Annotated in this window: 21 protein-coding genes and 1 tRNA gene; 8 read left to right on the plus strand and 14 right to left on the minus strand. The window is 38.0% G+C overall.

The features are described 5' to 3' along the window. Window positions 1–36: 36 nt before the first annotated feature. The 5 genes from GJ691_RS05305 (at window position 37) to GJ691_RS05325 (ending at window position 3616) form a co-directional block, all read left to right on the plus strand. Window positions 37–399: a DUF6567 family protein gene (locus GJ691_RS05305; RefSeq protein WP_154364522.1), complete on the plus strand. Its 363-nt coding sequence runs from the start codon at window positions 37–39 to the stop codon at window positions 397–399. Between the two features lie 212 nt (window positions 400–611). Beyond that, window positions 612–1643, plus strand: coding sequence for a hypothetical protein (locus tag GJ691_RS05310; RefSeq protein ID WP_154364524.1), 1032 nt, complete (start codon window positions 612–614; stop codon window positions 1641–1643). Between the two features lie 260 nt (window positions 1644–1903). Next, the gene (locus GJ691_RS05315) at window positions 1904–2143 is read left to right on the plus strand and encodes a ribbon-helix-helix domain-containing protein (RefSeq protein WP_154364526.1); all 240 of its coding nucleotides are present in this window, start codon (window positions 1904–1906) and stop codon (window positions 2141–2143) included. After that, window positions 2136–2423, plus strand: a complete 288-nt coding sequence (locus GJ691_RS05320) for a type II toxin-antitoxin system RelE/ParE family toxin (protein ID WP_154364528.1) — start codon at window positions 2136–2138, stop codon at window positions 2421–2423. The genes GJ691_RS05315 and GJ691_RS05320 overlap by 8 nt, the downstream gene beginning before the upstream one ends. Window positions 2424–2695: 272 nt before the next feature. Further along, a complete protein-coding gene (locus GJ691_RS05325) occupies window positions 2696–3616 on the plus strand; it encodes a hypothetical protein (RefSeq protein ID WP_154364530.1) in 921 nt (306 codons plus the stop codon). Between the two features lie 491 nt (window positions 3617–4107). Here GJ691_RS05325 and GJ691_RS05330 read toward each other — a convergent pair whose 3' ends face one another. Beyond that, a complete protein-coding gene (locus GJ691_RS05330) occupies window positions 4108–4704 on the minus strand; it encodes an NAD(P)H-dependent oxidoreductase (RefSeq protein ID WP_154364532.1) in 597 nt (198 codons plus the stop codon). Window positions 4705–4797: 93 nt separating this feature from the next. Between GJ691_RS05330 and GJ691_RS05335 the strand changes: the two genes are divergently transcribed. After that, window positions 4798–5700: a LysR family transcriptional regulator gene (locus tag GJ691_RS05335; protein ID WP_154364534.1), complete on the plus strand. Its 903-nt coding sequence runs from the start codon at window positions 4798–4800 to the stop codon at window positions 5698–5700. 7 nt (window positions 5701–5707) lie between these two features. Here the strand turns inward: GJ691_RS05335 and GJ691_RS05340 are convergent, their stop codons facing one another. Beyond that, window positions 5708–6403 carry an LrgB family protein gene (locus GJ691_RS05340; protein WP_154364536.1) on the minus strand — a complete coding sequence of 232 codons (696 nt, stop codon included), beginning with the start codon at window positions 6401–6403 and terminating at the stop codon, window positions 5708–5710. After that, the gene (locus tag GJ691_RS05345; protein WP_154364538.1) at window positions 6403–6765 is read right to left on the minus strand and encodes a CidA/LrgA family protein; all 363 of its coding nucleotides are present in this window, start codon (window positions 6763–6765) and stop codon (window positions 6403–6405) included. The genes GJ691_RS05340 and GJ691_RS05345 overlap by 1 nt, the downstream gene beginning before the upstream one ends. Before the next feature lie 299 nt (window positions 6766–7064). Between GJ691_RS05345 and GJ691_RS05350 the strand changes: the two genes are divergently transcribed. Together GJ691_RS05350 and GJ691_RS05355 are read left to right on the plus strand one after the other, a co-directional pair. Continuing rightward, complete coding sequence (locus tag GJ691_RS05350) at window positions 7065–7706, plus strand: hypothetical protein (RefSeq protein WP_154364540.1); 642 nt, start codon at window positions 7065–7067, stop codon at window positions 7704–7706. Between the two features lie 326 nt (window positions 7707–8032). After that, the gene (locus GJ691_RS05355) at window positions 8033–8557 is read left to right on the plus strand and encodes a sigma-70 family RNA polymerase sigma factor (protein WP_154364543.1); all 525 of its coding nucleotides are present in this window, start codon (window positions 8033–8035) and stop codon (window positions 8555–8557) included. A gap of 332 nt (window positions 8558–8889) precedes the next feature. On the opposite strand, the gene GJ691_RS05360 is transcribed toward GJ691_RS05355, so the two are convergent. The 11 genes from GJ691_RS05360 to trxA form a co-directional block, all read right to left on the minus strand. Further along, window positions 8890–10515 carry a fibronectin type III domain-containing protein gene (locus GJ691_RS05360; RefSeq protein WP_154364545.1) on the minus strand — a complete coding sequence of 542 codons (1626 nt, stop codon included), beginning with the start codon at window positions 10513–10515 and terminating at the stop codon, window positions 8890–8892. Between the two features lie 195 nt (window positions 10516–10710). Continuing rightward, complete coding sequence (locus tag GJ691_RS05365; RefSeq protein ID WP_154364547.1) at window positions 10711–11400, minus strand: hypothetical protein; 690 nt, start codon at window positions 11398–11400, stop codon at window positions 10711–10713. 49 nt (window positions 11401–11449) lie between these two features. Next, window positions 11450–12253: a hypothetical protein gene (locus GJ691_RS05370; protein WP_154364549.1), complete on the minus strand. Its 804-nt coding sequence runs from the start codon at window positions 12251–12253 to the stop codon at window positions 11450–11452. A 10-nt stretch (window positions 12254–12263) separates the two neighbouring features. Next, window positions 12264–12896: a hypothetical protein gene (locus GJ691_RS05375; RefSeq protein WP_154364552.1), complete on the minus strand. Its 633-nt coding sequence runs from the start codon at window positions 12894–12896 to the stop codon at window positions 12264–12266. A 46-nt stretch (window positions 12897–12942) separates the two neighbouring features. After that, window positions 12943–13572, minus strand: a complete 630-nt coding sequence (locus tag GJ691_RS05380; protein WP_154364554.1) for a collagen-like protein — start codon at window positions 13570–13572, stop codon at window positions 12943–12945. 178 nt (window positions 13573–13750) lie between these two features. Continuing rightward, complete coding sequence (locus GJ691_RS19475) at window positions 13751–14359, minus strand: collagen-like protein (protein WP_179955032.1); 609 nt, start codon at window positions 14357–14359, stop codon at window positions 13751–13753. 131 nt (window positions 14360–14490) lie between these two features. Beyond that, window positions 14491–15372 (minus strand): helix-turn-helix domain-containing protein, encoded by an 882-nt coding sequence (locus GJ691_RS05390; RefSeq protein WP_154364556.1) that lies wholly within the window; start codon window positions 15370–15372, stop codon window positions 14491–14493. Window positions 15373–15620: 248 nt separating this feature from the next. Further along, window positions 15621–19517, minus strand: coding sequence for a hybrid sensor histidine kinase/response regulator transcription factor (locus GJ691_RS05395; RefSeq protein ID WP_154364557.1), 3897 nt, complete (start codon window positions 19515–19517; stop codon window positions 15621–15623). Between the two features lie 535 nt (window positions 19518–20052). Then, a tRNA-Asp gene (locus GJ691_RS05400) sits at window positions 20053–20126 on the minus strand. A 75-nt stretch (window positions 20127–20201) separates the two neighbouring features. Beyond that, window positions 20202–21131 carry a DUF58 domain-containing protein gene (locus tag GJ691_RS05405; RefSeq protein WP_154364560.1) on the minus strand — a complete coding sequence of 310 codons (930 nt, stop codon included), beginning with the start codon at window positions 21129–21131 and terminating at the stop codon, window positions 20202–20204. Between the two features lie 82 nt (window positions 21132–21213). Next, window positions 21214–21531 carry a thioredoxin gene (gene trxA / locus GJ691_RS05410; RefSeq protein ID WP_109651383.1) on the minus strand — a complete coding sequence of 106 codons (318 nt, stop codon included), beginning with the start codon at window positions 21529–21531 and terminating at the stop codon, window positions 21214–21216. Window positions 21532–21605 lie beyond the last annotated feature (74 nt).

Consider the following 21605-nt stretch of genomic DNA (forward strand, 5'->3'; position numbering starts at 1 on the left):
AAAAAGCCAAATAAATAAGAAAATAATACATAAAAAATGAAAAAATCAATAAGCTTAATATTCTTAGCAACACTTCTTTTTACAAGTTGTGCTTCACACAACGGATTAACGACAAACAGGAACAATCATACCACGGAAGTCGTTTTATCTAAAAAGAACTACAAAATTATCGAACGTGTACAAGGAGAGGCCCAAACAAGATATATCCTAGGAATTGGAGGGTTATCGAAAAAAGCTTTAGTAGCCGAAGCTAAAGCGAAGATGCTTTCTAATGCTGATATTATTGGCAGTTCAAAAGCAATTATTAACGAGACAGTTGAAGTAAAACACTCCTTTTTTCCTTTCGTAAGACTTTATAAAGTAACGGTTTCGGGACATATTGTAGAATTCACGGATTAATACAAACAGCCCATAACATTTTATTTATATAACGGCAAACAAACCCTATTAAAAAGCCTAAAGACCATCTCTATTTAATAATTGTTTTTTAAATTTAGGAGTATAAATACCTCTCAGCAAAAACTTTGAAAAAATCAAGAACCCATTAAATTTATACTAGTAAAAAAGGAATAAACGTACCTTGGTACGTTTAGCCGATTGTTAGCCTACAAATGAAAAACTGTCAACTTTGTAAGATAAATGTAGCGGATAAAAAAGGCTCGCACATTGTTCCTCACTTCCTTTTAAAAAGAATATTAAATGATCTTGGAGAAAAAGGAAGAGATAAAGAAGTTGCCTTTATTTTAAAAAAGGATGTTACAACTTCACATTTTGGAAGAGCGGTGCAACCAGAAAAGCTAAAAGAAATTTATGGAGAGGTTACAGAGGACTTAATAGAAAACAATACCGATGATGCAATTGTTGACAATTATTTCTGTACTAATTGTGAAAAGCGTTTCGGAACAATAGAAAGTGAATATGCAAAAACCTTAACCCAATCAACTTCTACAAAATCGAATTACATAAGTGAAAAAAGACCTTTTTTATGTTTTTTATTCTGGGCGTCAATCATTTGGCGTCTTTCTATTCAAGAAGAAAGCGGTTTTAAACTAAAACAAAAAGAAGAAAACAAACTAGGACGGATATTAAACAAATATTTAAAATTGGAGTCAGACCAAATTCAACCTGATTCGCTGGATTCAGATTTACTTAACATTGGTTACAAACTATTAAGAGCACCGAATTTCTCTCAAAAAAAAGGAACTTGGTTACATTGGTCTCCAACATATGAACGTCCATATTCACTTATTATAGATGAATATTTACTTTTCTTTTATTTCAAGAAAAATCATCTAAAAGGTATTAGCCTAAATTTTTATAACACAGAACAATTTAAAAAAAAAGCATACTTTAATACATGTTTTAGTTCGGAAAGTATATACGGAATAGAACCTCAAGATTACGAGAAAGTTACGGAAGAATTAATGAAGTATGCAGTCCATACCAGACTTGATACTTTATCACGTTATTTGGATGAAATTCATCAGTTATTAGGGGGAAAAGGAAAACATATGAATCCGAATTTAAAACAAACAATAATAAAACGCATAACTGATTCAGACAAACCTTTAGGTCATTCTCAAACCAGGGAGACTTACATTGAAATCATTATACGTACAATAAAGGAATGGAAATATACGTAGGCTAGAAATGGTTATAGCAAATAGGGCAAAAAGTGTTATGCTTAATGGCTTGGTTGTATTTATTGAGGCGGTCAATTCTTTTGAATCTGGCTTTTAAAATGAAAAAAAATAAATACAAACAAAAAGCTTCGGCTATGTGCGAAGCCGGAAACAAAAATGTTTCCTTTATCCCGCACTAACTATAGCTGTAGCGTTGATAACAATATCAAGGAAATTTGCAGTTGATTCGTTTTTGGTGTATTTTAGCACCAAAATATATCATGGCACGACAGAGCATTTCTTTCACACAACCAAATGACGAATGGTTAAAATCACAAGTGGACAATCAAGAGTACTCCAGCAAAAGTGAGCTTGTAAACGATTTAATCAGACAGGCGCGAAACCAGCAAGTTCAAATCGACTGGATCAAGGCGAAATTGGAAAAAGCCGAAAAAAGTGGATTTACAAACGATACCAAATCTGAAATCCTAAAGCAGTCTAAAGCCACTCTTAATGGCTAAATACAGATTAAGCAATTCAGCAAAAGAAGACCTAATAAGGATTCATCACTACGGAGTTAAAAAATTTGGGTTGGCCCAAGCGGACAAATATTTCGACTCCTTTTTCAAGTATTTTGAAATCATTGCGCAAAGACCATTTTCATTCGAGTCAGTGGATTTTATAAAAAACGGATATCGAAGATGTGTTTGCGGGTCAGACAGCATTTACTACCGAATAAATGAAGAGACCGTTGAAATTATGGCAGTCATAGGAAGGCAAGATTTAAATAGCATAATCTAGACTTCCTTTTAAAAATACTGTAGTCAACAACAGTAACCCCCCGCTGGCGCGAGCATCCTGCTCGTTGCAACGCTCAACAATCTAGCATATCAACCCGCTATATACAATGTATGCAACGTTGCTTGTTTATTGAGTATTAATCGGTCGCTTTGCTCGGTGGTACAGGAGATTTATTCCCAATATCATCGAAAACCTTCGATGATTTTTACTATATTTCCTTTAAATAATATGGACTTTACATAGCGCAACGTTTACAACAATTAAACAGAACTATGAAAAAATCGACTTTAACGAATCTGATTGCAATTTTACTATGTTGTTTAACAACCCATGTACAAGGTCAAGAATCTTGGATTGACACTTCTATCCATAGTGGATTAATAGAATTGAAAACAGACTACACTTTTAAAACCTTGGTTTCTAATGATTCAATTAAAACCACAACAGAAACTCTTAAGAACCTTAATACGGCTAAACTATATTTTGACAAAATTTTTCAGACTGATTTAGATTTTGCTGTCCTATTCATAGAAAATAGAGAGTGGTATAAACATGCTTATTTTCCACCCCCTGGTTTACCTCAAGCTGGAAAAGGAAATGTAATACTTGGACTGGATAAATCAATAGTTTCAATGGAAGTGGAAAAAATGATTTCCCAATTACCTGAACAATATTTGGCTTCATTAAAACCTGTTTATGGGGCAAAAATAAATTTAGACTTATTTTATCGAGAGACTTTATCAATTCACGAATTAGCACATCTTTATCATTTTAAAGAAGGAACTAAACCTCAAAGAAAGTGGTTACAAGAATTATTTGCGACAATGAGTATGTATTCTTTCATAAAAGAAAAAGCAAATCTATCTTACCAGTTGATGAATACGTATCCCGAATTTGTAATACAATCTGGAGATAGAATGGCCGAATTTAAAACTCTCAAAGATTTTGAAGAAAAATATGTTCAGAAGCTAACACCTCAAAACTATGAATGGTTTCAAATGCAATTCTATAAAAACGCAAAGTCAATATTAGATTCAAATAAAACTGACATTTTAATAAAACTTCGAGAGTTTTTAATAAATACGGACTTAAGTAATACAAAAGCCCTTACTGACTCGGAATTATCAACTCGATTGGAAAAAGAAGTTGGAAAAGAAGTTACTCATATTTTAACCAACTGGAAATATAAATAACAATTGCCAACAACGGTTACCGTTGCACAAGCCCTTAATTCCTAGACAAGCGGATTCATATAAGCCTCTTCAAGGGGCTTTTTTATTGTGTTTCAGTATTGAAAAGTCGTTATCGAGACCGAACCAAGGCTAAAAAAAGTCGTAGAAGACAATCCCCACCAATGATGCCGAAACAAGTATTCCCGCCCAGCTTTTTGAGTGTTTTCCAATGAAATTCAGGTATTTCTTCAGGCTGTAGGCAATCCCCCGCTGGCCCGTGCATCCTACTCACCGCTACGGCTCAACAATGTAGCATATGAACCCGCTATATGCAATGTATGCGCCGTTGCTTGTTTATTTACGGGTGTTCATCGGTCGTTTTGTTCGGTGGTACAGGAGATTTATTACCATATCGCCGAAAACATTTGATGATTTTTACTATATTTCCTTTAAATAATGTGCGCTTTATAAAGTGCTGCGTTATACTGCATTTTCGAAAAGAAACCAGATAATTACAAATTAATCACTAAATCATTTAAAAAAGTATTGTAATTATTCAACTCAAAAGGAACATCCGCATTTTTTTCCATATCGTGAAAATGATGTGTTGCCAATAATTCCATTCCTGTAAAAGCATTCATTCTGTGAAACCCGAACATAGCACCTTCATCTACACTTTTTTGATTAAAAAATTCATTTTCTAAAGTAAATGCGGTTTTAGGAGCATTCCAACTTGTAGTAAGTATGTATTTTTTTCCGTGCATTAAACCACCAGTCCCGTAATTGATGTCTGGATTTTTTCTGCTTCTTCCATCACTTGCATAAATTCCATTTTGATGACCTTCGGTAAAAACTTCATCTATGTATTTTTTAAATCCAAAAGGTATTTGAAACCACCAAATCGGAGTATGGTAAATCACGATATCGGCCCACTTAAATTTTTCAACTTCTTCCTTTGTATTATAATTGTCACCTACTTGTGTAGCCTTAACTTCAAATCCTTTTAAAGATTCAAAATATGAAATCGTATTAGTAAAAAGTGTTTCGTTAAATCTTCCACCAGAATGTGCAAATGGATGACTTCCATTAATTATAAATATATTTTTCATTTATCCCTTATTTTATTTGAGACAAAATTAAATCGATATTTGTTATTGTAAAAATAATACTAATCATACCTTTGTATCAATATTTTAATAGCTATGGTAAATTTAGAATGGTACAGAACATTTAAGGAAATTTATGAAAACGGAACCTTAACAAAAGCTTCTATTGCTTTATATGCTTCCCAACCCGGAGTTAGTGTACACTTAAATGCTTTGGAAGCTTATGTTGGCAAAAAACTATTTGAACGTACTTCGAGAAAAATGATACCAACAGAAGATGGGAAATTTTTATATGAATATATTATTGACTCTTTAAAAAAACTTGAAATAGCAGAACAGCATTTTAAAAAAACAACGCAAGAAAAAAATCCATCCCTGAACATTGGAATGTGTTCAGAAATGTTTCAACTCATTATTGAACCCGAAATCCCTAAACTAGACTTTGACCTAGTCGCTAGATTTGGAGCACATACAGATTTAATAAAAGACCTAAACAATGGCATTTTAGATTTAGTAATAACACCTAAAAAACAGAATGAAAAAAAATCATTGGTTGAGTATATTCCGTTTTCAAAAGAAAGAATCGTTTTAATAGCTGGCAATAAAACAGATACAACCAAAATACAAGAACACCTAAAATCAAAAGATTTAAGTAAGTTAGAAGAAGAATTGCTTCAAAATGTTTGGTATAGTTCATCAAACGAAATGGAACATTTTAGACGTTTTTGGTTTGAGAATTTTAATAAGAAACCTGCTTTTAAACCCAACTATATTTTACCGAATATTACTTCTATTATAAGATGTTTAAACAATGGGAACGGACTTGCATTAGTTCCGGATTTTTTATGTCAAGAACAAATTTTAAGAAAGGAAATAAATTTAGTTTGGGAAGGAAAAGTTAAAACGGAAAACACCTTATATTTTGCATCAAGAACAGATTTGAAATACAAAAAAGAATTAGATACAATTAAGAATATATTTACATCAAAAATGAAATAAACAACCGCTAAATAAACCCAAGAAGCGCCAAGATAATAGGCGTAAATAGGGCCGTAAACAGTCCGTTCAAAATAAGTCCCATACTGGAATATGCACCAAACCGTTGACTTATGGCCATAGCTTGGGCAGTTCCAAGACCATGGCTTGCGGTGCCCATAGATAGACTTTTAGACATGGGGTTTTTCACTTTAAAGAGTTGCAAGATCTTAAAACCCGCTACAGACCCAAAGATCCCTACCATTACGACCATTGAGGCCGTAAGTGATGGTATACCCCCTATTGAGGTAGAAATATCAATAGCCAGGGGCGTTGTTACCGACTTGGGTGCTATTGAAATGATGACCGCATCGGAAGCGCCCAACCATTTCGCGATAAACACCCCCGAAATTATGCCTACCACGGCACCCACCAATTGCGAAATAACAATAGGTATCACCTGTTTCTTTATTTTATTTATTTGAAGGTATAATGGCACACCTAAGGCCACAATCGAAGGTTTTAGAAAAAACTCGATATACTTTCCCGCTTCGTGGTAGGTGTCATAAGAGATTCCGGCAGCTTTTAAAATGGCTATTACCGCGATTATGGTGATCAATATGGGATTTAGAAAAACCGAGTTGGTTTTATTTTGGAGATACTTTGTCAACCAATAAATCCCAATTGTGATGGTCAATAGGATATAAGGTTCTGAAATCAGTTTCATTATTTATCGGTATTTGGTTTCTTGGATCTTGTTTTTCGCAATACCTGATGGGTAAAACTCGTGCTTATCAATACCAAGACCGTGCTTCCGATAACCGATGCCAGTATGGGTATCCATTCTTTGGAGATCAAATCCAAATAACACATAATGGCGATGCCCGGTGGAATAAAGAAGAACACCATATTATCCAAAAGGAAATCGGCAATACCTTGGATCCATTTAAGTTTGATGATTTTAAAATGAAGGCCTGCCGTCAACAACAGCATGCCTATGATACTCGAGGGAATCTTAATACCCGTAAAATAGACCACGACCTCGCCCAGGGCAAGACATACGAGTATCAAGAACAATTGTCTGATCATAACTATTTATTTCTACTGCAAAAGTACTACCCTCTTAGAATTATAGCTAATAATGACCGTGTAAGAATCCTGTTCTTTCTGACCTATGTAAAAGAATAAATAACGGGCGGTATTATATTTACGGGCGTGGATCCTGCTAAAAAAGCGAACAAAAAATGCAATCAAGCCGTACAACAGTATACGATTACTTTTATCTTTAGATTACAAAACCCTTAATTACGGGCATCTAGATGCCGGTTACATTCAATGGTAATCCGTAGCCGTATCATAAGTCAAGACACTTAAATAAGAATATCGTCATGAATAAATTTATGGTTATCGTCATGTTTTTAGTGGCAACTCCGCATATTTCAGGTCAAAAAGAGATCGATTTTAATAGTGATAAATCACTGAATAAAATTTTTAACCAAAAAGAAATCGAAGGTTTAAAATCGATGGTTCAATTTGTGGACAACATGGTGGAGAAAAGCACGAATGAAGACAACCCCAACAAAGCTTACCATCTGTATTTTGAAAAAATTTCAAAAACTCCAGAATACATGGTTCCGTTTGAAGAAAATGTCAAGTATCGGTTCTTAAAAAGTTTGGATTCTACACAATTCGCCATGCTATGGAATTTCAGCCAAAACGCTGGAGTCATTAAATATCGAGATAGTATTTATAGAAATCCTGACTTTATAACCATACTGGAATTAAAACCATTTAGTAAATACATGGATTACTTAAAGGAAATAGGGAAAGATGATCCATATTACAAATTCCTGCAGCAGGAGTTTGAAAGAGTTGGAAACCTGATGCAAGATTCATCGGAATGGTTTGTCAGAAACCATAAGAAATTTGATTTCGATATTCCTAAAAACAGATTATGGGCGGCAATCTATCTTTTACGTAGGGAAGAATCTATAGAAATGAAACTTGATAAGTATTTCAAAAACAAATAAAAACCGCATAGCGTTATGCGCATAGCGCCCAATTACTCCAGAAAACCTTTCGTCTTGCTTTGGTTGGACTTTTTTAGTGCCACTCATAATCAAAAAAAACAGGATTTCATGTATCTTTTTCCCTCTTTATGGGTCTACCTAATGAACCATAAAATCATACATCTATGAATACATGTACATGCACCAACTGTGATTGCACCAAATGCAATTGCGGCAATTGTTCAACAAACAACTGTCCTTGTGACAAATGCGAATGCGACAAATGTGACTGTTGTTAAACCCCATAAAGGTTAGCCCCAAAAGCTAACCTTTTGTTATTTTTAATCATGGAAACACAAGAAATATGGGATCGTTTCAACAATGAAGTCTATTTCTTCATTCTTAAAAAGGTGAATGATAAAACCGCTACCGGCGATATTTTCCAGAACACTTTCCTAAAGGTCCATAAAAACCGGTCGCAGCTTCAAGACGAAACGAAACTAAGGGCGTGGGTCTTTCAGATTGCCCGGAACGAAATAGCGAACCATTTCAATAAAGAATCGTTATATGTGGCAAAAACCCATACCGATACCGACACACCCCTGCAAAATTACCAACATATCTGTTGTTTTGATAAGTTTATAACCGATTTGCCAAAAATCTACAGAGACGTGATCGAACTTGTTTATATCCAAGGAAAAAAACAGCATGACGCAGCCGAAATATTAGACATTAGCCATGTGAATGTAAAGGCAAGGATACGTAGGGCCAAAGACATCCTAAAGAAAAACTTCAACGAATGCTGTAAATACGAACTCGATAAAAATGGCCGCTTAACTGGGGAATCGAATTGTGCAGTTTGTCAGGATTAATTGCATTCCCATGGCGTTCATGCCCTTACCGGGCCAACCGTATCTTAAAACCGTTTTTGTCCTGAAAATTCCATGGCCTCCCCTTTTTTGAACCGGACTTTTCAACATAAACCATAAAAAAAGCCCAACTTTCGTGGAGCTTTGAAAACTGTATCCCGGCCGAGCAGGGGTCACCCGTAGGTCCAAAATTTATCTTGAAACATCTAGGTCAGATTATCGGTTCTTTGATTTAAGGAAAATCCATCCGTTATTTCTATTTTATGGGGTATTCTTCGCAAGCTACATTTAACATGACACACCTCTATTTATACCGAACATTTTTGATATCTAGATCACTCCAGTTTTACGACCCAGTAATCCCACTGGCCTTTACCCGACCCACTGATATCTCCGCCAGGACCCGAAACATAGCCCGATACAATGTACCCGTCATTTGTTTGTTGAATAGCGGTCGCATAATCGTTTTCCGGACCTCCCATGCTTATTTCCCAAGACAGTACCCCCTCTGGAGTCAATTTAACGACCCAATAATCGAGAAATCCTCCGTTAACGGAACCGCTTACATCAAAATCGGTCTCTCCCGCATTTCCTGCAACAATATAGCCCCCGTCTGTTGTTTGTTGAATAGAACGCGCACCGTCTACCGATGAACTCCCCAGATTCACTTCCCAAGTAATCTCTCCGGTCGTATTCAGTTTAACGACCCAATAATCCCTATTCCCGTAATTGTCACTAACATCAAAATCTGAAGATTCTGAATACCCGGCCACAATATACCCTAGGTCCGAAGTTTGGTGAATGTCATAGGCGTAGTCATCCAATGAACCTCCAAGATGGGTTTCCCATGCTAAATTTCCTGAGGCATCTAACTTTACCGCCCAATAGTCCCTTTCGCCATAATTACCTCCCACATCACCATCTGGAGACTCTGAATATCCTGCAACAATATAGCCTCCGTCCGATGTTTGCTCTATCGATTTTGCAATGTCGAACCCGCTGCCTCCAAGGGTTGTTTCCCACACCAAGGTTCCGTTAGCGTCCAGCTTAAGTATCCAATAATCCAATCCTCCATTATTGTCTTCTACATCACCATCTGAAGAGCCTGTGAAACCTGCAACAATATATCCGCCATCTACAGTTTGCCTAACAGCATTGGCTTCGTCACCGGATCCGCCCCCATAATTGGTTTCCCAAACCAAATTTCCAGATCCATCAAGTTTAACGATCCAAACATCGGCAGAAGAGGTGTCTCCACTAATATCCTGATCATTGGAATCGGTCATTCCTACTACGATATATCCGCCATCTGCGGTTTGTTGTATATCATTTCCGCCCTCGTCACTTGATCCACCAAGGTTGGTTTCCCACATTAAATCCCCTGAATGGTTCAATTTAATGATCCAAAAATCACCTCCTAGATATCCTTCAGCGTCATTGTTGCCGCCTACATCGCCATCATCGGAGTCGGAAGTGCCTGCTATGATATACCCGCCATCGACCGTTAGTTGCAAGGAATTGGCCATGTCAATTTTAGAACCCCCGAAGGATTTTTCCCAGGCTATGGAGACGCCATCGGCGGCCCCCTCTTCATCTTCTTCTTCCGTTGTAAAATCAAATGTGTTTTCAGAGGTGTTTCCATTACCGTCGGAAGCAGTTACTTTACCGTTATAATCGGTTTGGGCGGTTAGGTTTTCTAAAAGAAATTCGGTGGTCTCCAGATTTGCCTGCACTTCGTTGTCTCCCAGAAATACGGTATAGGTTACTTTGTCCTTGTCGGGGTCTACGGCTGCATTCCAGGTCAGTACTGCGCTATTAGCGGTAATTTGAGTGACTTGCACCGTGAAATTCCCGGGCTTTTCATTTTTTGGTTCTGTAGTTCTATTGTCGTCATCATTGTTACACCCAATAACGAGAATGCCAATAAGGGTTAAAGCGGATAAAAAAAGTGTCTTTTTCATAGTCGATATTTTTTACCCGCAGGTATTTGTTCGGGGTGTTATAAAAATAGAAGTGGGGAATCGTTTTAGTGTCCCGAAAGTTTGGGTTTCAAAGAATCTGGACTTGCTTGGGCGGTTTTCTTTAGAGCTTTATTTCCGGTATGGAAGATGTCAAAATTTTGTCTTGGTGAACAATGGTCGATGCCGTGGCATAATCTATTGTTGTATGAGAACATTAAGTTCAAATGCAACAGTTAGGAATTCGGCAGGATATTGTCCTGTGAGTTTTCCTTGTTGATCCAGGTCCGCGTCAAAGGGGTAGGTAGATTCACCATCCTCGTATTCGAACGTGCCCTCCATTTTAGTTTCCAAAAGCACATAATTGCCACTAAAATAATTAGGTCCCAATAGGGTGCCATCGTCCAATTCTGATTGGGTATAGCCGCTTAGGGTACCATCAATATTAAAATTTATTTCCATTGTTCTATTAACTATATTGCTAAAAGTAGTACTTGGTAGATAGGTCCCCTTAAAGGTTCCTTGAAATGGGTTATTGATGGTGAGCGATGCCAAATCTTTACCAGCCTCGTTGTATGCAAATAGTATTACGGTATGTACGCCAATGGGCAATGAAGGGTCCCACGATAATTGTCCGGTTTCTGAATCAATTGAAAGTCCTTGGATCGTATTTTCCAATCCAAACTTGCCTCGGTCACCATTCCATTGTACTTCTGGTATAGGGCTTTCACCATGTTGGAAATAACTGGCAGTGAGATTTGGTGTAACACTAAGTACGGGCGCCTCAACAACGGGGGCATCATCCTTGTTACAAGATTGTAGCGAAGCTATAAGGATAAAAAAAGCATAATTGACTTTTAGTATGTGGTGGGTTTTTATCGTTTTCATTTGAGTTATGTAATAACGTTTGTATTTACTGTTTAAAAGGGGTCTTTGCTCAATATTCCTTGTAGCTAATGGTGTAGCTAATGGTACCGGCCAGAGGGTCGTCGGCAATCATTTTGAATGCGATCAGGTTTCCGTCGCCATCACGTACCTTCTCCCCATAATCGTAATAGAAGTCGATGGTCTCAAAACGGTCCAGGTCTTTTTGGTGGAAAAAATAAAGCTCATAGGGGGACAAATAGAAAAGCAATCCATACCATATGGTCAATGCCGGTTGTGGGTCTAGATTTTGGAAAACGCCTTTTTCGTTTCCTGAAGAGGTCAATTGGAAATAATTGTCACTGATAACCATTTCCGTTAGTTGGTTATCGGAGTCAAACCCCCAACCCATTGGAAAGTTACCTAAATCCCCGTCAAGTTTATAAATATGGTTGTCGGAGTCAAATTCATACATGGTGGGTTGCACATCTCCATTTATCATGAACTCTATATCAGAAATATCATTATTTGGGTCGTAGTCAAAAGTGGTTGCAAAATTTAAATCGTTACTTACATCCCCTACATTTATTGTTGAGATCAAGCCTGTTTCATTATAGTGTATTTCCGTTTCCAAAGCATTTTCCCCATCATCCGTCTTATATGATATATCTATTGTTGTTAATTGAAGGGAATCATTATAATCCATGGTATACACTACCGTTCGGCCATAACTGTATACCAAAGAAACAATAGTGGGCATGGGTGTAAGGGTTTTGACCGGTACCTCAGGGGCCGGACTATCCTTGTCCTTAGAGCATGCCACTAGCAATATGGCCGCCAGCAGTATGATAACGATATGTTTTGACTTCTTTTTCATATGATTTCCTTTATTGGATTTCATAGGTCACTTCCATGTCATAATAAAATTCGCCCGGTGGTCTGTCGTAATATAGGCTCACCTTATAAGGCTTATTAAAAAGTGCCCCATTCTCTTTTATTGCAACAATGTCACCTAATTTCTTTTTTGCATTTTTTGCCAGTAACGTAGCTTGTTTAAAAGATTTGTCAAGCGCCATTTGAGTAATTTCTTCCACTTCTTTATCATCGATTACAATGGCCGAACTCATATCTAAAACTTGAAGAATAGGCAGTTTAATGGTAAGGAACTGTTTCATCTCTTCTACAGATTTTGTTTCGTATAGATACAGGATTCCCTCTTTGTTATACCTCATGGTTTCATAACCAAAAGTAAAGGGGTGTTCCTTTATACTGCTCCATGAAAGTCCACTTTCCTCAACTCTTTTCTTAAAACGCTCCTTTAATTCGGTAAGACTCACGGAGTCATAATCATAATTTGAGGGATTGCTTAAGGAAATGGTTGCTTTGTATGTGGGATCGGGGTCTATATAAATTATCCTAGAGGTTACCTTGATCGTATTGGGCATTTGCTGTGCAATTAATGGGAAGCAGGTCAATAAGCAAGTATATAAAAAGAGTGCTGTTATGGTTGATGTTTTCATAGCATTGTTTTAATTTGTTTGTAACAATTAGGAACCATGGATTGTGTTATTGTGGAATATTAAAATGGGTACAGATTTCTTTATAGCTCATGGTGCTATAATCCATAGACGATTTTCCACTCGCTGGAATACCCCCTGGGATAATGACATATCTATACTCTTCAAAAAAAGGTTCGCCAATAGGACTGCCGTCCATAGACCGTAGACTAATAAAAGCTCTCTCAGAATTTGTAGCCGGAGGAGTTGAAAAGCTAAGGCTGTAAAATTGATTTCTTTCAAAAAAACTAAAGGGTAATTGTTCAACTACACGAATATCGGCTGACGTGGGCGAGGTGTAACGACCATACCCGATAACCACACCATTTTCAACAATTTCATCGGTTAGATCAGGAGCATTTACGCTAAAAGTATAATTCGTAGATGTGATATCATCAGGAAATAGAGAAGAAAACCAATCAGAATAAATCACATTAGCGGTACCGGTTTCCCCTTGTTCACCTTGGGGACCCTGTTCTCCATTTTGACCGTCTACCCCGTCGGTTCCATCTACCCCGTCAGTTCCAGGTTCACCCTGTTCTCCTTGTGGTCCTATTGGCCCTGGGTCCCCGTCTTTGGAGCATGCCAATACCAGTAAGCCACATAAAGTCAGACAAACGATGTATTTAATTGTTTTCATACTTGATATATAGGGTTGATAATGTAAAAAAGAGGCTGTCTAAAAAGTCCTTAATGGCTATCTTTGCTTGGTAGGAAGCAATCTCCAAGTTGATGGTCATCACGTAATGGATCACTTCACTTCGTTCGTAATGACCACTTGTCTTAACTTTCTAGACGGCCTCTTAGATGTAATGCAACTATTCAGGAATATTAAACAGTGCCGTTATTTCTTCGTAGCTCATTTTTGAATAGTCCGTTGAGGATTTTCCGGTAATACCCCCAATTCCATTACTAGCTTGAACACCACCAGGAATAAGTATATATCTGTAGGAAGAAAAAAGAGGACTCCCAATATCCGATCCATCTATAGTTGTCAATCTTATATTGATAACTTCAAGGTTATGATAGTAATAGTAGGAAACGCCTTGATTGCCAATATAGGGCAAAGAATATACATTGCCGTTAGTTTCAATTCTTCCATAAAGAAGCACAACTCCTTGATCAACTATTTCTTGGCTTAAACTGGGTGCTGCAATGTCTGCATTGGTTGATTCGAGTGCAATATTTTCTGCTAGTGGAGAGTCTAACCATTCCGAATAAATAACATTTGCGGTACCTGTTTCCCCTTGCTCCCCTTGTGCACCATCTTCCCCGTCTGCACCGGCTTCACCTTGAATGCCCTGTTCCCCTTGTGGCCCTTGGGGTCCTATAGCCCCATCTTCACCATCATCCTTGGAACAGGCGACAAACAGACTTGCGATAAACAGTAAGCCAAGTAATTGATTTGTAAATTTAAAAGTTTTCATAATTGTATTTTTTTAGAAATATTATTAGTGCAAACCTAATTGTTATGTGAAGTGTGGAAGTCCTAGATATTTTGATTTTAAAGAATCAGGACAAAAAACAGGACCAGTAGCCTTTTTTAGCCTTAAAGCAATTAAGACATCGTGTATAAACTGTTCTTGTATTGCACCGGGGTGAGGCCCGTATGTTTTTTAAAAGCGGAATAAAAGGCCGATTTGGAATTGAACCCTGCTTCTAGACCTACGGAAACAACGGTGTAGTGGTCAAAAGCATTGGAGCTTAAGTTTCGCTTTACATCGGCGATTCTATATTCATTGATAAAATCGATAAAACTTTTATTTAAAAGGCTATTTATCATACTTGATAGGTAACAGGCCGAAATACCCAAAACGTCCGCAACCGATGAAAGGCTCAGGCATGGGTTTCGATATAGTTTTTTAAAACGCATCAACTCTTCCAATTTCTTAAAATACTTATGGGCTGTACTGAACTGTATTTTTGACTTCGTATGTAGTTCTTTGATTCGTTGCGCGCATAGGGCCGCTATAATATTCAATAAACACAAGTGTTTCTCCGTAAAAAAGCCTGCCTCGGGATGTTCGGAGTCGATAATACCAAAAAGATTGCTATTGATTAGAATGGGGACACATATTTCTGAGAGGCGGGGCTCGTCATCCACAATGTACCTAGGGTCTTTGGAAGTGTCGTTAATTATTTCCGCACATTTTGAGATGGCGACACTACCAACGATACCCTCGCCCAGGTCCAGTCTTATTTGATTATAAATGCGCTCATCGCTTGGGTTTTTAGTGCCATAAGCGGCATGTTGTACCAATTCAAATTTGCTAGGGTCATAAGTATATATAACACAGTCGACAAACCCTAAACGGTGAATCACATTTTTGGTAATGCCCCAAAGGATCTCGTCAATGGATTCCTTAGTGCTTAATGAGGTTGAAAAAAAACTAATAGCCCTAATTTCCTCTAGGGTACTTAAGGTATTGTAATCTTGCATAACCAATTGGTTTTAAATTAAAGGTGTAAGGGGCACCTACTGGGTATGGGTTGGATTTGACTCCAATTAACCGGTCAGATAAGGTCGGGGAAATACCTATCTGTCACGGTCGTTGACAAAACTATTGGGATTACAAAAAACGGGTGGGTAGAATTGTTGCCGATGTTTGGACTATTCCCTTCGGCGATCTTTTAATTCTTGGAGTATTGTTGCATTTGGCCTAAAACAAATCAATATAACAGGCTGTTTTACTGATTTTTACGTGTTTCACTAGGCGGATACCCGAACGTCTTCGAAAACAAACGTGAAAAGTAGGCGGGATCGTCATATCCGACCTCATAAGCTACTTCCGAGACATTCTTTTCGGTGATTTTCAATAGTTGCCGCGCTTTTTGAAGTTTAACCATCTGTATGAATGCGCTAGTAGACAAATCAGTTAGGGCTTTTAACTTGCGGTGAAGGTTGCTTCGACTAACACCTAAAGCCCTACAAAGTTCAAGAATTCCAAACCTGCTATCACCGATATTATCCTCGATGATTGCCCGAGCTTTGATAATGAACGCATCGGTTTCCTGGGTGACCTTGGCATCATTCTGTTTCCAAAAGTCAGGATTTCGATATTTTTTACGCAAAGTTTCCCTCTGTTCCAGCAATTTGGCTATGCGGATGGTAAGCTCCTTTTCATCAAAGGGCTTTTCCAAATACGCATCGGCACCAAGCTTCAATCCTTCCAGTTTCGATTCGGAATCCGATTTTGCGGTAAGCATGATTATGGGAATATGGTCGGTAATTGGATTGGATTTTATTTCATTACATACCTCAAATCCATCTTTACCAGGCATCATCAAATCAGTTAAAACCAAGTCCGGCACAGTTTCAAAAACGTTTTTCACCCCACTATCGCCATTGTGGTCGAAATTCAGGTGGTACTCATGTTTTAAAATAGATTCCAGATAAGAACAGATATCCAAATTGTCCTCAATAATCTGAACGATAGGAAGTGTGATGGCCATTTCATTACTGTTCGGTCGAAGCTCCCTTCTATCCAGATGAATAGTTTGGTATTCCTTATCAAATAGGATCTGTTCCGTAGCTTTATGTACTATGGGGAGAATCACTTTAAAGCTAGACCCCTGTCCAACCGTACTTTTAGCGCTGATCGTACCGTTCATCAGATGTACCAATTCCTTTGTGAAGGACAGACCGATACCCGTGCCCCCCATGTGCCCCTTAACCTGATGGTAGCGTTCAAAAACCAATTTTAAATCTTCTTTTGAAATACCGATACCATTATCCTTAACAACAAATTCGGCCTGCAAATCACGATGTGATATCTGTAGGTAAATATCCCCCTTTACAGGTGTATTTTTAATGGCATTCGAAAGAAGATTGGAGAAGATATATTTTATTTTTTGGGCATCGAAATCCATATAAAGTGTTTCTACGCTGCTTAGAAAATGCAGGCGTATTTCTTTTGCAGCGGCCAAAGAACCAAATGAACCCAATATATATTTTAGATAAACAATGATATCGCCATGGGCGAGGGTAAGGTTCAATGCACCAACATCGAGTTTGGAAAGATCCAGTATCTGGTTCACAAGATCATTCAGCTCATCACTATTCCTGATTATGGTTTTTGCCGAATGGTCGATCTCTTTATTTCCTTTTTTCCGAAGGGTATTGGCCATACCTGAAATAACGGCCAAGGGTGTTTTAAACTCATGGGCCACATTGTTGAAAAAAGTCGTCTTAAAAACATCAAGTTCTTGAAGCCTTCTTTTTTCAGCGATATCGAGATTTCTACGGAGTATATATTTATGTACACCAAAGAATAGGGATAACAGTAACAAGAAATAACAACTATAGGCCAGCTTTGTTTGCCACCAAGGTGGGGTAATGGTTATTTTCAAACAAAGTCTATCGGTAATGAAATCGAGATCGGGATTCATGGCAACAACTTCGAGTTCGTAGCCTCCCGGGGGCAGACTATTAAAGGTCACCCAACGTTCACTACCGTTATTTTGCCATGCATCGCTAAGGTTTTCGACCCTATATTGGTACTTTGTTTTTTCCGCCAAATGGTAATTAAGGGTTGTATAATTGATAATGAATGAGTTGTGTTCATAATCCAGAATAATTTCATCTTGTTGTGGATTTATTTTTCGTACCGTTTCTTCACTTGCCTGTGGAACCAATTGGGCATGGGTGAAGAAAAAATCGATTTTTGGCTTAACGAAATCCTTAAAAAGTTTGGGGTTGACTACCTCCATTCCGGCATCAGTCCCAAAAAAAAGCAGCCCCTCGGCATTCTTATAGGCAGAAGACAATAGGAAATTACTGCTATTCAAGCCATCCTCTTGTCCAAAAAAATTAAAGGCGCCCGTGTTATTATCCAATTGAAAGATACCATTGCCCACAGTACTGCCCCAGATATTTCCAAAATCATCTTCGGCCAGCGCCATAATTTTTTCATCTTTGAGTCCGTCTTTCTTAAGATATCTCTTGACTTCAAAAGTCAAAGGATCTACGGCATTCAAGCCTGCATCGGTACCGACCCAAATAGTTCCATCGGAAGCTTCCAATAGCGATGTGGCCAAGCGATGCGAAAGACTTTTTTTATCTCCCGATATGTAATTGATATTACGGAATTGGGGCTCCCCCCCCGATTTTAGTTCTTCCGGATTTTCCAAAACGTACACCCCAGAGGACAAGGTACACAGCCAAAGCCGGCCTTGGGTATCGATCAATAGATCAATTCGCGGTACATCGTGCAATGCTGGCATCTTCGTGATGTCAAAGGTTTGGAACACCCCTGACTCTTTTCGATAACAAATCAGGTTTCCTGCAGTGACCATCCATAAATCACCGATGGCGTCCTCCGCTATGGACCAACCTCCCTTAAAATAGGAAGACGATAATACTTTCACCTTGAAAGAAGTGGTGTCTATCTCATAAAAACCATTCCCGATGGCATAAATATGACCCGAATCGGATAAGTGCATGCCATAGATTTTTTTAGTAAGGATGCTTTGCACCTGTTTTTCTTCATTGACGCGAAATAGACCTTCATTGGCGGCTATCAATAAGGTGCCGTTCACTTGGTTAAATTCCCTGATATCATGCAAATCAGTGCCAATAGGGGGTATATTTTTTGATTGGAACCGATTTGAAAAAGTGGAGATCAGCGCCAACCCCTTGTTAGTCCCAATCCACATATTTTTATGTATATCCTCAAAAAAACTAAGGGCCTGAACGCCTTCTAAATCTTTTTCAAACAAGTTAACGTAGGAGTGGAATTCAATAGCATTTCTATTTTTATCCACAATGGAAATACCCTTTTCACCACCGATCCAAATTCTGTTTTCCGAATCCTCAATGATCGGGTTATCGGCAAAACGCAATGAAACCAAGGCATTAAGTTCAAGTTTTCTGGAAATCGTGTAGGTACCATTAGAATTACCGTAGATTGAGAGTATCTCATTTTCCAGACCGAAAATCCGATTCCCTGAATCGATAAAAATATTATTTATCCGTTCTTTGGAATTATCGATAACCTTTTTAAAACTGCCCCTTTGGGCATTAAAAGCAAATATGCCCGAGGAAGAAAGAAAGAAAATATCCCCATCGGTATTTTTTAAAAGGTCGATGACCTTTCCGCCAAATACCCTTTCAAAACCATTCGTGTCGCTTGTTTTTTTGAAAAGTCCACCATCAGTCGCTACATACAAACTCCCATTTTGGTCGGTAAGCAGTTTATTGATCGATGTAATCGTATCGTTTTGATAAACAATTGCCAGATGTTCGAATTCATTTTTTGCTATATCGTATGAATCAAGACCCCCATAGTCAACCCCTAACCATAGTTCATTTTTAGATTTTTTGGCAATCCGTTTCACCCAATTGGCAACGGGACTATTGCTATCTTCAGGGTTGTGGGTTATACTTTCAAAGGTATAGCCGTCAAAACGGTTAAGACCATATTGGGTTGCCAACCAGATGTAGCCTTTATCATCCTGTGAAATATCAGAAATCCAATTATTGGAAAGTCCATCACGGGTATCCCAAACCCTTGGCTTATTCTGGGCTCCTATACCACAGAGGGAAAGCATAAAGAGTACTATACAAATCTTAGTATTAAAACGCATACATTTTTAAGTAGCCATTGTATTCAAAGTTACTATTGATTGAAGCAAGATCTGGTATAAGATATTCTATTTAAAGGTACTTAGAAAATAAAGCATACTTCACCCTCTTTGTATGAATGACCACTACCACTGTTTCAATGGCCGTTTACCCAATTTAAATGGTGATCGTTTATTTTTCATAGGTTAGAAAACCAACCTAGTTCTCCCTTAATAAAAAGAATCTTTTTTTGAACATGAACACCCCATTGTATTACTCCCTCTATATGTGATTTTTGATACCATTTTCCCACTTTGACCATGCTGTATGCACGAAACATAAAATTCGATGAATACCGATGTGAAATACGCCCCGGGAGGATAAATAAATGGGACCAACCCAGACGTTGTTAGTAAATTGGAAAAAGAAAGCATAAACAATCTACACTACGAAGTCACAGACTTCGTAGTGCGATTTACTGTCCCTATCTATGAACCATTCGTAATATTTCTTCTTTTGTCCAAAATAAAAAAAGCCCCCAATTTCTTGAGAGCTTTGCGGTCTGGACGGGACTCGAACCCGCGACCCCCTGCGTGACAGGCAGGTATTCTAACCAACTGAACTACCAGACCGTGGCGTTTAGCGAGTGCAAATATACATTGCTTATTCAATTGCACAAACATTTTTTTAAAAAATATTTTGCAACATTAAAGGAATTTCTGCCGTTCTCCCATAAAAGTGTTCAAGACCTTTGAGAAATCGCCCCGTACATCGACCTCAACATACTTTATCTTATATTGGGCACATTTTAATTTTAAGCTATCGAAATAGGTTTTTATGGCTTTTTCGTACCCTTCTTTCACTGTGTCGGAAAACAAATCTATATGTTCCCCGGTCTCTACATCCAAAAAACGCTTGGGGGCATTACTGAAATCGAAATGCAATTCCTTATCCGCATCCAACAGATGAAATAAAACCACCTCGTGCTTATTGTACTTTAAATGCCTTAGCGCATCGAATATACGTTCATCATCCGTAGTGGTCTGGAACATATCGGTAAATAAAAAAATAAGGCTCCTACGTTTTATCTTTTCGGCGATTAAATGCAAATAGGTATAAATATCGGTTTGTTTTGCCGGTTTGGTATCCAAACTGATCTCACTTAATTTGGATAGGAGCATTTGATGGTGGCGCTCGCTTCCCTTTTCCGTGGAATAAAAACTATAGCTATCTGAGAAAACACTGAGCCCAACTGCATCACGCTGCCTTTTAAGTATATTCATGATCGCTGCAATGGCCAATACCCCGAACCCTATTTTGTTCAGATTATCAATGGTCGGGTTCGCGATTTCTGGATAATACATTGAGGCGGAGTTATCCAAGATCATATGGCACCGTAGATTGGTCTCTTCTTCATATCGCTTGGTATACAACTTATCGGTCTTGGCGAACAGCTTCCAATCTATATGCTTTGTACTTTCCCCTTTGTTATAGATCTTATGTTCGGCAAACTCGGCCGAGAAACCGTGAAACGGACTCTTATGTATACCACTGATAAACCCCTCAACGACTTGTTGCGCCAAAAGTTCCAAATTCTGGAATAAGCTTGCCTTGTCTAACTCCGATCTTAGATCCATACTTGATTTTTGTACCTCTAATATAAAACAAAAAGACCCTGACGATGTCGTCAGGGTCCTTTAAATACAAGAAATTTTCTTTTTACAATAGTGCATCAATAGCATCGGTATAGACTTTCTTAGGTGAAACACCTACTTGTCTATTTACGATCTCACCATCTTTGAACACTAATACGGTCGGGATATTACGTACCCCATATTTTGCTGCGAACTCTTGATTAGCATCAACATCCACTTTGCCGATAACGGCTTTTCCTTCATATTCGGTACTTACCTCATCGATGATAGGACCTACCATTCTACAAGGACCACACCAAGCTGCCCAAAAATCCACTACTACTGGTTTATCACTTTTTAAGACTACTTCATCAAAAGTAGCATCTGTTATTTCTAATGCCATGTCTGTATGTTTAATTATTATGCAAATTTAGTCAATTATTTTGCCTTAACCTTACTAACGTAATATACATTTTA

The sequence above is a fragment of the Maribacter luteus genome (assembly GCF_009674825.1).
GTDB lineage: Bacteria > Bacteroidota > Bacteroidia > Flavobacteriales > Flavobacteriaceae > Maribacter_A > Maribacter_A luteus.

Coding starts and splice junctions, on each gene's coding strand:
- GJ691_RS05320 (WP_154364528.1), top strand. CDS start 2,136: ATGGCTAAATACAGATTAAGCAATTCAGCAAAAGAAGACCTAATAAGG.
- GJ691_RS05325 (WP_154364530.1), top strand. CDS start 2,696: ATGAAAAAATCGACTTTAACGAATCTGATTGCAATTTTACTATGTTGT.
- GJ691_RS05405 (WP_154364560.1), bottom strand. CDS start 21,131: ATGGATCTAAGATCGGAGTTAGACAAGGCAAGCTTATTCCAGAATTTG.
- GJ691_RS05380 (WP_154364554.1), bottom strand. CDS start 13,572: ATGAAAACAATTAAATACATCGTTTGTCTGACTTTATGTGGCTTACTG.
- GJ691_RS05355 (WP_154364543.1), top strand. CDS start 8,033: ATGGAAACACAAGAAATATGGGATCGTTTCAACAATGAAGTCTATTTC.
- GJ691_RS05305 (WP_154364522.1), top strand. CDS start 37: ATGAAAAAATCAATAAGCTTAATATTCTTAGCAACACTTCTTTTTACA.
- GJ691_RS05335 (WP_154364534.1), top strand. CDS start 4,798: ATGGTAAATTTAGAATGGTACAGAACATTTAAGGAAATTTATGAAAAC.
- trxA (WP_109651383.1), bottom strand. CDS start 21,531: ATGGCATTAGAAATAACAGATGCTACTTTTGATGAAGTAGTCTTAAAA.
- GJ691_RS05350 (WP_154364540.1), top strand. CDS start 7,065: ATGAATAAATTTATGGTTATCGTCATGTTTTTAGTGGCAACTCCGCAT.
- GJ691_RS19475 (WP_179955032.1), bottom strand. CDS start 14,359: ATGAAAACTTTTAAATTTACAAATCAATTACTTGGCTTACTGTTTATC.
- GJ691_RS05390 (WP_154364556.1), bottom strand. CDS start 15,372: ATGCAAGATTACAATACCTTAAGTACCCTAGAGGAAATTAGGGCTATT.
- GJ691_RS05310 (WP_154364524.1), top strand. CDS start 612: ATGAAAAACTGTCAACTTTGTAAGATAAATGTAGCGGATAAAAAAGGC.
- GJ691_RS05370 (WP_154364549.1), bottom strand. CDS start 12,253: ATGAAAAAGAAGTCAAAACATATCGTTATCATACTGCTGGCGGCCATA.
- GJ691_RS05330 (WP_154364532.1), bottom strand. CDS start 4,704: ATGAAAAATATATTTATAATTAATGGAAGTCATCCATTTGCACATTCT.
- GJ691_RS05345 (WP_154364538.1), bottom strand. CDS start 6,765: ATGATCAGACAATTGTTCTTGATACTCGTATGTCTTGCCCTGGGCGAG.
- GJ691_RS05340 (WP_154364536.1), bottom strand. CDS start 6,403: ATGAAACTGATTTCAGAACCTTATATCCTATTGACCATCACAATTGGG.
- GJ691_RS05360 (WP_154364545.1), bottom strand. CDS start 10,515: ATGAAAAAGACACTTTTTTTATCCGCTTTAACCCTTATTGGCATTCTC.
- GJ691_RS05375 (WP_154364552.1), bottom strand. CDS start 12,896: ATGAAAACATCAACCATAACAGCACTCTTTTTATATACTTGCTTATTG.
- GJ691_RS05315 (WP_154364526.1), top strand. CDS start 1,904: ATGGCACGACAGAGCATTTCTTTCACACAACCAAATGACGAATGGTTA.
- GJ691_RS05395 (WP_154364557.1), bottom strand. CDS start 19,517: ATGCGTTTTAATACTAAGATTTGTATAGTACTCTTTATGCTTTCCCTC.
- GJ691_RS05365 (WP_154364547.1), bottom strand. CDS start 11,400: ATGAAAACGATAAAAACCCACCACATACTAAAAGTCAATTATGCTTTT.